This window comes from Serratia odorifera (assembly GCF_041448735.1).
Taxonomy (GTDB): Bacteria; Pseudomonadota; Gammaproteobacteria; order Enterobacterales; family Enterobacteriaceae; genus Serratia_F; species Serratia_F odorifera.
In genome coordinates this window covers 82010-94850 of record NZ_JBGMUT010000010.1, presented here as the reverse complement: position 1 = coordinate 94850, position 12841 = coordinate 82010, and the positions used below count along the sequence as shown (strand labels likewise).

Below are 12841 nucleotides of genomic sequence, written 5' to 3'. Positions count from 1 at the left end.
TAAAATAACGCCATAGGGATTGGGTAGATGAAAACACCAGCGCTGATTTTATTGCAGTTAAAAACCCTGGGGCCGCACTCGGCCAAGATGCTCGCACAGCATCTGGGTATCACCCCGATGGGCATTCGCCAGCATCTGCAATCCCTGGAGCAACGCGAGCTGGTTTGCTACGAGGAAGCGCGCAGCAAAGTGGGGCGTCCGACACGCTATTGGTCGCTCACCCGCTCAGGGCACGCGCAATTTGCCGATCGGCACGCTGAGCTGGCGCAGGCGTTACTCACCACCGCCCATACGCTGTTTGGTGGTGCGGGGCTGAGCACGCTGATTGGCGCTCGTGAAGACGACCTGTTCCAGCGCTACGCCGCACAGCTGGCGCAAGAAAGCGATCATCAGGGTAGACTGGCCCGGTTGGTGCACCTGCGGCGGCACGATGGCTATATGGCTGAACTGCTGGAGCACCCGCTCGGCACGCTGCTGGTGGAAAACCACTGCCCGATTGGCGTTGCCGCCAATAGCTGCAGCAGTTTGTGCAATTCAGAGTTACGCCTGTTTCATCGGCTGTTGGGTGGCGATTACCACATTGAGCGTACCGCACACGCCATCGCCGGCTCGCGGCATTGCGCTTATTTGATTCAACCACGGGAGCTTTAAGATATGGCCGAATGGGTTAAAGGCAAGGTTACTCACCTGGAACAGTGGACCGACGGTCTATTCAGCCTCACCGTCGATGCACCGATTGACCCGTTCATCGCCGGGCAATTTGCCAAATTGGCGCTGGAAATTGACGGCGAACGGGTGCAGCGCGCCTATTCTTACGTGAATGCGCCGAGCGATAGCAATCTCGAGTTCTATCTGGTCACCGTGCCGGAGGGTAAACTCAGCCCACGGCTGAACCAGTTGGCGCCAGGCGCCGAGATCATGGTAACCAAACAGGCCGCCGGGTTCTTCGTACTGGATGAAGTGCCTGATTGTGACACCCTGTGGATGCTGGCTACCGGCACCGCCATTGGCCCATACCTGTCGATGTTGCAGGAAGGCAAAGGACTGGAGCGTTTTAGCAATCTGGTGCTGGTGCATGCCGCCCGCTTTGCGCGCGATTTGAGTTATCTGCCGCTGATGCAACAGCTTCAACAGCGCTACAACGGCAAATTACGTATCCAGACCATCGTCAGTCGGGAAGAGATCGCCGGCTCGCTGACCGGTCGCGTACCGGCGCTGATAGCCGATGGACAGTTGGAGTCGGCGATCGGTTTGCCGCTCGATGCCGAAACCAGCCATGTGATGCTGTGCGGCAACCCGCAAATGGTGCGCGATACCCAGCAGACGCTCAAGGATCTGCACGGCATGCGCAAGCACCTGCGGCGCAAACCCGGGCATATGACCAGCGAGCATTACTGGTAATCCATCATTCACTCGGCGCGGAACTTCACCGGCTCGGGCGGCGGGCCAAAACGGTTATCTTCAGGCGTGCCGACGAACGCCCCCAGATCGATAACCATCATCACGATAATCAACGTCGGGATAAAACGCCCGACGCCCCACTGCCAGAGCGGCGCCAGCATCTGCCAGTTGCCTGCCGCCAACATCCAGGCAAGGATCAGCAGCAACGCCCACCAACCGGCTTTGTTGCGGTCATGCAACCGCTTCACCAGCACCGCCGCCGTTGGCCACAGCAGCGCCACAATGAAAAATGCAATGGTCTGAATCGCCACCCACTGGTAATTGGCCAAGGTGAAGGCTATCGCCATCAGCACCAGCCACAACCCTATCCAGATCCAGAAGTCACGCCGTCCAATGCGCCCCTTAAACGAAAAACACCACTGTTGTATTGTCATTGAATCCTGCATCGTTAACCTGCCCATATTCTGCGCCGCAGTGTAACATAGGCAACGCAGCGGCGAGGTTTTCGCCATGCAGAATGCGTAATACCACGCAGTCTCGCTGTCAGTTGGCGTTAATCCTGCGGGATCTTTGACAAGCCCCCTCGGTTATCGCTTTAATCGGAGTCCGCTTTGCTATTGATGCCGCTACTATCATGCTGAGAAAAATCACCCTTATTGCCTGTCTGGCATATGGAATGGGCGCTGCCTGGGCCGATCCGCCAGCCGCTGCGGATGCACCACCGACGGCGCCATACCTGTTGGCCGGCGCGCCGACGTTCGATCTGACGGTGGTGAAATTCCGCGAAAAATACAACCGCGACAATCCGACGTTGCCGATTGGCGAATTCCGCGCCATCGCCGCCAGCGAAGACGATACGCCGTTGCTGACCCGCGCCGCCAGCAAACTGAATGAAAACCTGTACGCTTCCACCGCATTGGAAAAAGGTACGGGTAAAATCAAAACGTTGCAGATAACCCATCTGCCGTTGCAGGGCAACGACGCAAAAACCGCCCGAGCCATCGCGGTTAACTATATGGCGGCGCTGATGCGCCAGTTCGAACCGGCGCTGTCGGTCGAACAAAGCATCATCAAGGTTAATTCGCTGCTGGAGAAAGGCAAAGGCTCCCACTTTTACTCGCAGCAGGTGGGTGCCATCCGCTACGTGGTGGCGGACAACGGCGACCAGGGCCTGACCTTTGCGGTTGAACCGGTAAAATTAACGCTGGCGGAACCGTGATTGCCGGGCAATTAATGACGAAAAGCAAAGCCTTCTCATCTTTTCATCTCTATACTGTTGGGCAGGTTGACTGCCGGTCCGGCAGTATTAATTTCGACTCTCGCGTTCCCTTGTTGGAGGAAAAAACATGCGTCATCCATTAGTTATGGGTAACTGGAAGCTTAACGGCAGCACTCACATGGTTAACGAGCTGATCGCCGGCTTGCGCAGCGAACTGAGCAGCGTAGAAGGCTGCGGCGTAGCCATCGCCCCACCGGTAATGTACCTGGATCAAGCCAAACATCAGCTGGCCGGCAGCCGTATCGCGCTGGGTGCGCAAAACGTGGACATCAACCTGTCCGGCGCTTTCACCGGCGAAGTTTCCGCCAACATGCTGAAGGACGTTGGTGCGCAATACATCATTATCGGCCACTCCGAGCGTCGCACTTATCACAAGGAAACCGATGAAGCGATCGCAGAGAAGTTTGCCGTACTGAAAGAAGCTGGTCTGATCCCGGTGCTGTGCATCGGCGAGACCGAAGCAGAAAATGAAGCGGGTAAAACCGAAGAAGTCTGTGCACGCCAGATCGATGCCGTATTGAAAACCCTGGGCGCACCGGCAATGAAAGACACCGTTATCGCCTATGAGCCAGTGTGGGCCATCGGTACCGGCAAATCTGCTACCCCTGCGCAAGCACAGGCGGTACACAAATTCATTCGTGACCACATCGCCAAGCACGACGCCGACGTTGCGGCAGGCGTGATCATCCAGTACGGCGGCTCGGTCAATGATAAAAATGCCGCAGAACTGTTCGCACAGCCGGACATCGACGGTGCACTGGTTGGCGGCGCGTCGCTGAAAGCCGACGCGTTCGCGGTGATCGTCAAGGCCGCGGCCACAGCGAAAAAAGCCTGATAACCTACAGCGCTGAATGACAAAACCCCGGCATGCCGGGGTTTTTTATTGCGCTAACTGGCTTAACGCTTGCTGATTTCGTCGAATTTTCCGCCGCTGGCGAAGTGTTCTTTCTGCGCTTTGGTCCAACCGCCGAAGGTATCATCCACGGTGAACAGTTTCAGTTTCGGGAACTGCGTGGCAAATTTGGCCTCGACCGCCGGATCGCGTGGACGATAATAATTTTTCGCCGCGATGGTTTGGCCTTCCGGCGTGTACAGATATTTCAGATAGGCGTTTGCAACGTCTCGAGTCCCACGCTTATCGACCACCCGATCGACAACCGACACCGTCGGTTCTGCCAGAATCGACTCGCTCGGAGTGACAATTTCGAACTTATCCTTGCCCAACTCCTTTTCCGCCAGCAACGCTTCGTTTTCCCAGGCGATCAATACGTCGCCGATGCCGCGCTCAACAAAGGTGTTGGTTGAGCCACGCGCGCCGGAATCCAGCACTTCGACGTTTTTATACAGGTTTTTGACAAATTCCTGCGCCTTGGCCTGATCGTTATTGTTGTGGTGCAGCGCATAGCCCCACGCCGCCAGGTAGTTCCAGCGTGCGCCACCGGAGGTTTTCGGGTTAGGTGTGATGACGGAAACGCCTGATTTCACCAAATCCGGCCAGTCGTGAATCTGCTTCGGGTTGCCTTTGCGTACCAGGAAAACGATGGTGGAGGTATAAGGTGCGGAGTTATCCGGCAGCCGCTTGATCCAGTTTTTATCAATACGACCACGCTCGGCAATCGCATCAACGTCATAGGCCAGCGCCAGCGTCACCACATCGGCTTCGATACCGTTAATCACCGAGGTCGCCTGCTTGCCGGAGCCACCGTGCGACTGGCGCACGGTGACGCTGTCGCCGCTCTGCTGCTGCCAGTATTTGCTGAATGCGGCATTATATTCCTGATAAAACTCACGCGTCGGGTCATACGAAACGTTCAGTAATTGAATGTCTTTCGCCACCGCCCCGGTGGTCAATAACAACAATGACAGCCCTACACCCCATTTACGCATCGCACGCTCTCCCAGGAAAATAATCGCAACCTCAATCGGTTGATATAGCCCAGAGCCTGCCAGAAACTGGCCTGATGATTAAAGACTAAAAAATTTATGGCTAGACGATTCTGGAATATGCCAGCGTGAAAGCATAAAAAAACCCCCGTAAACGGGGGCTTTAGGCGATAGCACCGAAAGATCAGTACAGTTTTTTGGCAGTATCCAGCCAATCACCACGGAACGGACGCTTCATGTTTTCAATCGCGTCAATGATGTCATGGTGCACCATTTTCTCGTTTTGGATGCCCACGCAACGGCCGCCATAACCTTTCAGCAGCAGTTCGATGGAATACGCACCCATGCGCGAAGCCAGGATACGGTCATACGCCACTGGGGAGCCGCCGCGTTGAATGTGGCCCAGCACGGTGGCACGGGTTTCACGCTTGGTTTCCTGCTCAATGTAAGCCGCCAGCTCATCGATGTCGCAGATGTGCTCGGTAATGGCCACGATGGCGTGTTTCTTGCCTTTGGCGATACCGGCCTTGATTTCACATACCAGATCTTCGCGGTTGAATTCTATTTCCGGCAATACGATGAATTCGCAACCACCGGCGATGGCCGCCGCCAGCGTCAAATCGCCGCAGTAACGCCCCATCACTTCTACGATGGAAATACGCTGATGTGAAGAGGAGGTATCACGCAGTCGGTCAATCGCTTCCACCACGGTTTCCAACGCGGTGAAGTAACCGATGGTGTAATCGGTACCGGCCACGTCGTTATCGATGGTGCCAGGCAGGCCGATGCATGGGAAACCTTCTTCGGTCAGGCGCTTGGCGCCCATATACGACCCATCGCCGCCGATCACTACCAGCGCATCAATGCCGCGTTTTTTCAGGTTTTCGATGGCCTTGGCGCGTACGTTTTCATCTCTGAATTCCGGGAAGCGAGCCGACCCCAGGAAGGTACCGCCACGATTGATCATATCGGACACGCTGTAGCGGTCCAACTGCTCCATGCGATCTTCGTACAAGCCAAGGTAGCCGTCGTAAATACCAAAAACGTCCAGACCTTCCGTAAGCGCGGCGCGCACAACACCACGGATCGCAGCGTTCATACCTGGCGCGTCACCGCCACTCGTCAGTACACCGATTTTCTTGATCATGACTACCTCTGAACTTGTAGATGCAATTTCTTAAGAATTTTGTATTCGCCGATTGCGCCTTCCGCGTCTCCGGTTGCAGCAACCCCGCTTTACGGATTTTATTGCTGGATATTATAACAAAAACACCCAGCTGAATTGATTCAGGTCACACTAAATCAAGGTAAAAAACCTCATCGCACGCTGAGTTAAAGCCATCTAGCCCAACGTCATATCAGCCATGCCGCATAGGCTGATTATAGCTCCCATTGCCCCTGGCGACCCGGGGGAACTACAGAGCAAGGATCCTGGTGAATAATGACATCCGCACCGGGAAAACGCTCCAGCAGGGTTTTTTCTACTCGTTCGGCCAATATGTGCGCCTGCATCAGCGGCAGATTGTCTTCCATTTCCAAATGCAGCTGGATGAACTTGGTCGGGCCGGATTGGCGAGTGCGTAAATCATGGGCGCCTTTTATCCCCGGCAATGACGATACCACCTCGATGATCGCCTGCCGCTCTTCATCCGGCAATGCGCGATCGAGCAATGATTGCACCGCTTCATAACCCATGCGCAACGCGCTGTAGAGAATGTAAACGCCAATACCCAGCGCAAACAGCGCATCTGCTCGCTGAAAGCCGTACCAGCTTAGACCAAGCGCTATAAGAATAGCACCATTCATCATGACATCTGACTGATAATGCAGCATATCTGCTCTTACCGCCTGACTGCGAGTTTTTCTTACCACCCATCGTTGATAAGTCACCAGCATCAGGGTACTGAGCAGCGCCACCAGCGTGACGGCAATGCCGACGCCAGGCTCGCGCATCGTCTGCGGGGAATAGAGATGTTGAAAGCCGGTAAGAAACAGGAACAGCGCGGAGCCGGAGATAAACATGCTTTGCGCCAGCGCAGCCAATGACTCGGCCTTACCGTGTCCGAAGGTGTGTTCCTGGTCGGCCGGCTGCAGGGAATAGCGCACCACCAGCAGATTGGTCAGCGAAGCGGCGATATCCACCAGTGAATCCACCAGCGCAGCCAACACGCTTACCGACCCGGTGATATACCAGGCAACGATTTTGATCAGCAGTAACGTTGCGGCCAATACGGTGGCGGCCAGGGCGGCAGACTTCACCAGGCGCGCATATTGCTGTTGCATAACCAGTCCCGATTGATTTTTCTCGGTTCAGTATAACGGAATGTCAGGCAAAAAAAGCCCCGCCATCATGGCGGGGAAGACAGGGATGGTGTCTATGGCAAGGAAAAACAGGGTACTACTCAGTCGCACTCAACTTCTGGGCAGAAGTTTGTTGCAAACCAGAAATCTGTTGCTCCATCTGCTGCATACGCTGCTGATGCTTCTGGTCTAAAACACTTTTTTGCTTAGGCGTCAGCAGGTTATACATCTGGTTGCGCACTCGGGCCATTTCGACCTGTCGCTTGACCTGTTCCTGAGCCATTCTTTCCGCCTGGGCATGCACGGCGGCTTCATCAAATTTGTCTGCGGTTACCAGCTTATGCATGGCTTCCATTTCAGCTACATTGACACCAGGCAGATCGTTGCGAGCCTGGCGCATCAAGTCGCGCATTTGCTGGCGCTGCTGTTCAGTCAGGCTGACACCATCAAACATGTGGTGTTGGCCGGGAAGCGTGTTGATCGCAACATGCGTAGCAGACGGGAGCGTTTCCGATATAGTCTCGGCAGCAGTGGCGGCGGAAGAACCTATCGCCAGCATTGATGCCATAACTAATGCGGTCACCTTACGCATTTTTACTCCTCGTTCTTTCCACTTTGCGAATCGACGAAGAGCAGTGTACTGCCGCACCTGCAAACATCCGTCAGGGCATGTAAAACTACGTAAAGTCATGGAATACCAACGGTTGATGACGTATTTTGCGTCAGGAGGTAAATCATAATGAACAAGATTCTGTTAGTGGACGACGACCGCGAGCTGACCTCGCTGTTGAAAGAATTGCTTGAAATGGAAGGCTTTACCATTGTCGTTGCTCATGACGGCGAACAGGCGTTGTCACTGCTGGACAGCTCCATCGATCTCCTGCTTCTCGATATCATGATGCCGAAGAAAAATGGTATCGACACCCTGAAAGAATTACGCCAACACCATCAAACGCCAGTAATTATGCTGACCGCACGCGGTAGCGAACTGGATCGCGTACTCGGGCTGGAGCTCGGCGCTGACGACTACCTGCCGAAACCGTTCAACGATCGCGAGCTGGTGGCACGCATCCGCGCCATTTTGCGCCGTTCCAACTGGAGCGAGCAGCTACAAAACGTTGATACCAGCGCACCAACGCTGGATGTCGACGGCCTGCAGCTCAATCCGGGGCGTCAGGAAGCCAGTTTCGACGGCCAGGTGCTTGATCTGACCGGCACCGAATTTACGCTGCTCTATCTGCTGGCCCAGCATCTTGGCCAGGTGGTATCACGCGAATTGCTGAGCCAGGAAGTATTGGGCAAGCGCCTGACGCCGTTCGATCGCGCCATCGACATGCATATTTCCAACCTGCGACGTAAACTGCCCGACCGTAAAGACGGCCACCCATGGTTCAAAACCCTGCGTGGCCGCGGCTATTTAATGGTATCTGCAACATGATCAACAGTTTGACGGCACGCATCTTCGCCATTTTCTGGTTTACATTAGCGCTGGTGCTAATGCTGGTGTTGATGGTGCCCAAGCTCGACTCCCGCCAAATGACTTCGCTGCTGGACAGCGAACAACGGCAGGGGCTGATGCTGGAACAGCATGTCGAGGCCGAATTGCAACAGGATCCGGCCAACGACCTGATGTGGTGGCGGCGCCTGTTTCGCGCCATCGACAAGTGGGCACCGCCCGGCCAGCGTTTGCTGCTGGTGACCAGCGAAGGCCGCGTTATTGGCGCACAGCGCAATGAAATGCAAATCGTGCGTAATTTCATTGGCCAGTCCGACAACTCCGATCATCCCAAGAAGAAAAAGTATGGTCGCGTCGAGCTGGTCGGCCCCTTCTCGGTGCGCGACGGGGAAGACAACTATCAACTGTACCTGATTCGTCCTGCCAACAGCCCGCAATCCGACTTTATCAATCTGATGTTCGACCGACCCTTGCTGCTGCTGATTGTCACCATGCTGATCAGCGCGCCGCTGCTGCTGTGGTTGGCCTGGAGCCTGGCAAAACCGGCGCGCAAATTGAAAAACGCCGCGGATGACGTGGCGCGCGGCAACCTGAAGCAGCATCCGGAACTGGAGGCTGGGCCGCAGGAGTTCCTGGCTACCGGCGCCAGTTTCAACCAGATGGTCAGCGCGCTGGAGCGCATGATGACCGCCCAGCAGCGGCTGATTTCCGATATTTCCCACGAGCTGCGCACGCCGTTGACGCGCCTGCAATTGGCCACAGCCCTGATGCGCCGCCGTCACGGCGAAGGTCATGAATTGGCACGTATCGAAACCGAAGCGCAGCGACTGGATTCGATGATTAACGACCTGCTGGTCTTGTCCCGCGGGCAGCAAAAAAGCGAGCTGGTACGCGAATTGCTCAAGGCCAATGAACTGTGGGCCGATGTGCTGGATAACGCCGGCTTTGAAGCCGAACAGATGGGTAAACAGCTAGAGGTCGCGTCACCACCGGGGCCATGGACGCTGTTTGGCAACGCAGGCGCCCTGGACAGCGCGCTGGAAAACATTGTGCGTAATGCCCTACGTTACTCGCATACGCGCATCGTGGTGGCATTCAGCGCCGATAATCAGGGTATTACCATCGTGGTTGACGATGACGGCCCGGGCGTCAGCCCGGAAGACCGTGAGCAAATCTTCCGGCCGTTCTACCGTACCGATGAAGCACGCGATCGAGAATCCGGTGGTACCGGCCTGGGGCTGGCGATCGTCGAAGCGGCGGTCACGCAGCACCGCGGCTGGGTGAAAGCCGAAGACAGCCCGTTCGGCGGCCTGCGTCTGATCCTGTGGTTACCGTTGCACCAGCGTAAATCATCGCGCGATCATTAACCGGCGCGCGCCGCTCCGCGACAAACCCCGCTTGGATTTGCTATTCTGCGCCCCTCTCATGAGGGGCTTTTACCATGCTGAACATCGTTTTATTTGAACCCGAAATCCCACCCAATACCGGCAATATCATCCGCCTGTGCGCCAATACCGGCTTTCAGTTGCACGTGATTGAACCCATGGGCTTCCCATGGGACGACAAACGCCTGCGCCGCGCCGGGCTCGATTACCATGAGTTTACTCGCGTCAAGCGCCACGCCGATTATGCGGCATTCATGGCCAGCGAACAGCCGCAGCGCCTGTTTGCCCTGACCACCAAAGGCACACCGGCGCACAGCGCGGTCAATTATCAGCAAGGGGATTATTTGCTGTTTGGGCCGGAAACGCGCGGCCTGCCGGCGGAGATCCTCAATGCCTTGCCGCCACAGCAAAAAATCCGCATTCCCATGCAGGCGCAAAGCCGTAGCATGAACTTATCCAATGCGGTTGCGGTGGTGGTATACGAAGCCTGGCGTCAGTTGGATTATGCCGGAGCGCTGATCAAGCAATAACAAAAAGGCCGCGCTGATGGCGGCCTGAAAAGTCTGACGTCCGGTTGGCGCTCAAATGCCGTCGCCGTATTCAAACCCATGATTGGAACCGTTGAAATACTGGTCCATATCCATCGACGGTTTATCGCTTTCCGGTCTGCCGACGATGCGCGCCGGCACCCCAGCGGCCGTGGTATGCGCAGGTACCGGTTGCAATACCACCGAACCGGCGCCGATTTTTGCCCCTTTGCCGACTTCGATATTGCCGAGGATTTTCGCACCCGCGCCAATCATCACCCCTTCACGGATTTTGGGATGGCGATCGCCGCTGGTTTTGCCGGTACCGCCCAGTGTGACAGACTGCAAAATGGAAACGTCATTTTCCACCACGGCGGTTTCGCCGATGACGATACCGGTCGCATGATCGAGCATGATGCCGCAGCCGATATTCGCCGCCGGGTGAATATCCACGCCAAAAGCAACGGAGATCTGGTTTTGCAGGTAAATTGCCAGCGCCTCACGGCCTTGCAGCCACAGCCAGTGGCCGATACGGTAAGCCTGCAAGGCGTGGAAGCCTTTCAAGTACAGCAGCGGCGTAGAGTATTTGTCCACCGCCGGGTCACGCAACCGCACGGCGAGAATGTCGCGCGCCGCTGAGGCAATCATCTGCGCATCGGCACGATAGGCGTCTTCCACCACTTCGCGCACCGCAATCGCCGGCATGATCGGATTGGCCAGCTTGTTGGCCAGTATGTAACTGAGCGCGCTGCCCAGGTTTTCGTGCTTGAGCAACGTCGCATGGAAAAAGCTAGCCAGCATCGGTTCACAATCAGCCAGCGCCCGCGCCTCTGATTTAATGCAGCTCCAGACCTGTTCTAACTCTTCTGACGACATCGTTTTCCTCTCTGCCTTACAAAAACAGGCAACCCCGCCGACGCCGGCAAGGCAGCCAATTATACGTAACAGGCGCGATAATCGCGCCCGGTGGGCTCAGCGTACTGCGCCCATTGCCAGATCAGGCACTGTGTTTTTCGTCTTTCCGTGTACGCCCTAGCAGGCTCAGCGCTGCTTCGCGGGCATTTTTATTACAGTACAACACCTGGTAAATCTGTTCGGTGATGGGCATTTCCACCCCGTGACGCTGCGCCAGCGCCAGCACTTCTTTGGTATTGCGATAGCCTTCGACCACCTGGCCGATGCTCTGCTGCGCTTCTTCCACACCCTTCCCCTGCCCCAGCATAATACCGAAGCGGCGATTGCGTGATTGATTATCCGTGCAGGTTAACACCAGATCGCCCAGCCCGGCCATGCCCATAAAGGTCGACGGATCGGCACCCAGCGCGGAGCCCAGTCGGCTCATTTCTGCCAGGCCACGGGTAATCAGCGCGGTGCGGGCGTTGGCGCCAAAACCAATGCCGTCAGACATCCCGGCACCGATGGCAATCACGTTTTTAACCGCACCGCCCAGTTGCACGCCGATAAAGTCCGGGTTGCTGTAAACGCGGAAACTTTTGCCGCAGTGCAGCAACTGCTGCAGATCGTCGGCAAATTGTTCGTCCGTCGCCGCCAGCGCAATGGCGGTCGGCAGGCCGGCCGCCAGCTCTTTGGCAAACGTCGGCCCGGACACCACCGCCAATGGAATGGTATCGCCAAGCGCTTCGCGTGCAACGTCCTGCAATAGCCGGCCGGTTTCCGCCTCCAGTCCCTTGGTTGCCCATACGATGCGCGCATCGGTACGCAACAGCGGCTTCAACTGGCGTAATACGTCGCCGAAGACGTGGCTTGGCACCACCACCAACACATCGCGGCTGGCCGCCAGTGCACGTGCCAAATCGGCTTCGAGCAGCAAAGTATCGGGAAACGGCACATCGGGAAGGAACGTCTGATTGCAGCGTTCGCGTTGCAGTGTGGCTATCTGGTCGGGGTTATGGCCCCATAGCACTACCGTGTGGCCGTTACGCGCCAGCGTAATGGCTAAAGCGGTGCCGTACGAGCCGGCACCGATAACGGTCATTGAAGCATTGACGGTATTCATCAGGCATCCTGATGTGGTGCGGCACCTTCGCCTTCGGCCTGCTGTTGCAGATAGTTCATGAACAGCGCATCAAAGTTGACCGGTGCCAGGTTCAACTGCGGGAACGTACCACGGGAAACCAGAGCGGTGATGCACTCGCGCGCATACGGGAACAGAATGTTCGGGCAATATGCACCCAGGCAATGCGCCAGTTGCGTACCATCGATACCGGCCACGGAGAAGATACCCGCCTGCTGCACTTCGCACAGGAATGCGGTTTCTTCGCCCAGCGACGCGGTCACGGTTACGCGCAGTACCACTTCATATACCTCATCTGCCAATTGGCTGGATGCGGTATCAAGATCAAGTTTAACTTCTGGCTGCCATTCCTGCTGGAAAACCTGTGGTGCATTTGGCGCTTCAAAAGAGATGTCTTTGGTGTAGATACGCTGGATCTGGAAAGCCATCTCGGTACTGTTTTGTTCTGACATGTGTGTAATACCCTTAGTTAAATGTCCTTATATACCCGTCATGCTTCACGCCGCCCGTTGATAGCGGTCGGCCACTCGACCGCATAGCCTGACGGCGCCAGACTGGCAAGGCGCCGTTCAG

General features: G+C 56.2%; 15 protein-coding genes. 7 read left to right on the top strand and 8 right to left on the bottom strand.

Features of this window, described 5'->3' with window-relative positions; translation table 11 throughout:
• The first annotated feature begins 27 nt into the window (after positions 1 to 27).
• Positions 28 to 651, top strand: a complete 624-nt coding sequence (locus tag ACCC84_RS19665) for a helix-turn-helix transcriptional regulator (protein WP_273871595.1) — start codon at positions 28 to 30, stop codon at positions 649 to 651.
• A 3-nt stretch (positions 652 to 654) separates the two neighbouring features.
• Positions 655 to 1401 (top strand): ferredoxin--NADP(+) reductase, encoded by a 747-nt coding sequence (gene fpr, locus ACCC84_RS19660; RefSeq protein ID WP_004956515.1) that lies wholly within the window; start codon positions 655 to 657, stop codon positions 1399 to 1401.
• Between the two features lie 8 nt (positions 1402 to 1409).
• Here fpr and ACCC84_RS19655 read toward each other — a convergent pair whose 3' ends face one another.
• Positions 1410 to 1835 (bottom strand): DUF805 domain-containing protein, encoded by a 426-nt coding sequence (locus ACCC84_RS19655; protein ID WP_039991413.1) that lies wholly within the window; start codon positions 1833 to 1835, stop codon positions 1410 to 1412.
• A 200-nt stretch (positions 1836 to 2035) separates the two neighbouring features.
• On the opposite strand from ACCC84_RS19655, the gene ACCC84_RS19650 reads away from it, so the two are divergent.
• Together ACCC84_RS19650 and tpiA are read left to right on the top strand one after the other, a co-directional pair.
• A complete protein-coding gene (locus tag ACCC84_RS19650) occupies positions 2036 to 2620 on the top strand; it encodes a DUF1454 family protein (RefSeq protein WP_004956517.1) in 585 nt (194 codons plus the stop codon).
• Positions 2621 to 2747: 127 nt separating this feature from the next.
• Positions 2748 to 3515, top strand: coding sequence for a triose-phosphate isomerase (tpiA, locus tag ACCC84_RS19645; RefSeq protein ID WP_371902185.1), 768 nt, complete (start codon positions 2748 to 2750; stop codon positions 3513 to 3515).
• A 62-nt stretch (positions 3516 to 3577) separates the two neighbouring features.
• On the opposite strand, the gene ACCC84_RS19640 is transcribed toward tpiA, so the two are convergent.
• The 4 genes from ACCC84_RS19640 to cpxP form a co-directional block, all read right to left on the bottom strand.
• Positions 3578 to 4567 carry a sulfate ABC transporter substrate-binding protein gene (locus tag ACCC84_RS19640; RefSeq protein WP_004956521.1) on the bottom strand — a complete coding sequence of 330 codons (990 nt, stop codon included), beginning with the start codon at positions 4565 to 4567 and terminating at the stop codon, positions 3578 to 3580.
• 181 nt (positions 4568 to 4748) lie between these two features.
• On the bottom strand, positions 4749 to 5711 hold the full coding sequence (gene pfkA / locus ACCC84_RS19635; protein WP_004956523.1) for a 6-phosphofructokinase: 963 nt from the start codon (positions 5709 to 5711) through the stop codon (positions 4749 to 4751).
• Between the two features lie 233 nt (positions 5712 to 5944).
• Positions 5945 to 6847 (bottom strand): CDF family cation-efflux transporter FieF, encoded by a 903-nt coding sequence (gene fieF / locus ACCC84_RS19630; RefSeq protein WP_004956524.1) that lies wholly within the window; start codon positions 6845 to 6847, stop codon positions 5945 to 5947.
• A 115-nt stretch (positions 6848 to 6962) separates the two neighbouring features.
• Complete coding sequence (cpxP, locus tag ACCC84_RS19625) at positions 6963 to 7457, bottom strand: cell-envelope stress modulator CpxP (RefSeq protein WP_004956624.1); 495 nt, start codon at positions 7455 to 7457, stop codon at positions 6963 to 6965.
• Between the two features lie 147 nt (positions 7458 to 7604).
• Between cpxP and cpxR the strand changes: the two genes are divergently transcribed.
• The 3 genes from cpxR (at position 7605) to trmL (ending at position 10236) form a co-directional block, all read left to right on the top strand.
• Positions 7605 to 8303 (top strand): envelope stress response regulator transcription factor CpxR, encoded by a 699-nt coding sequence (gene cpxR, locus ACCC84_RS19620; protein ID WP_371902184.1) that lies wholly within the window; start codon positions 7605 to 7607, stop codon positions 8301 to 8303.
• A complete protein-coding gene (cpxA, locus tag ACCC84_RS19615) occupies positions 8300 to 9688 on the top strand; it encodes an envelope stress sensor histidine kinase CpxA (protein WP_004956628.1) in 1389 nt (462 codons plus the stop codon). The genes cpxR and cpxA overlap by 4 nt, the downstream gene beginning before the upstream one ends.
• A gap of 74 nt (positions 9689 to 9762) precedes the next feature.
• A complete protein-coding gene (gene trmL / locus ACCC84_RS19610) occupies positions 9763 to 10236 on the top strand; it encodes a tRNA (uridine(34)/cytosine(34)/5-carboxymethylaminomethyluridine(34)-2'-O)-methyltransferase TrmL (RefSeq protein WP_004956630.1) in 474 nt (157 codons plus the stop codon).
• Between the two features lie 51 nt (positions 10237 to 10287).
• On the opposite strand, the gene cysE is transcribed toward trmL, so the two are convergent.
• The 3 genes from cysE to secB form a co-directional block, all read right to left on the bottom strand.
• Entirely contained in the window at positions 10288 to 11109 is an 822-nt protein-coding gene (gene cysE, locus ACCC84_RS19605) for a serine O-acetyltransferase (RefSeq protein ID WP_004956632.1), read from the bottom strand.
• Between the two features lie 121 nt (positions 11110 to 11230).
• The gene (gpsA, locus tag ACCC84_RS19600) at positions 11231 to 12250 is read right to left on the bottom strand and encodes an NAD(P)H-dependent glycerol-3-phosphate dehydrogenase (RefSeq protein WP_198773843.1); all 1020 of its coding nucleotides are present in this window, start codon (positions 12248 to 12250) and stop codon (positions 11231 to 11233) included.
• The gene (secB, locus tag ACCC84_RS19595; protein ID WP_004956637.1) at positions 12250 to 12720 is read right to left on the bottom strand and encodes a protein-export chaperone SecB; all 471 of its coding nucleotides are present in this window, start codon (positions 12718 to 12720) and stop codon (positions 12250 to 12252) included. The genes gpsA and secB overlap by 1 nt, the downstream gene beginning before the upstream one ends.
• Between the last annotated feature and the right edge of the window lie 121 nt (positions 12721 to 12841).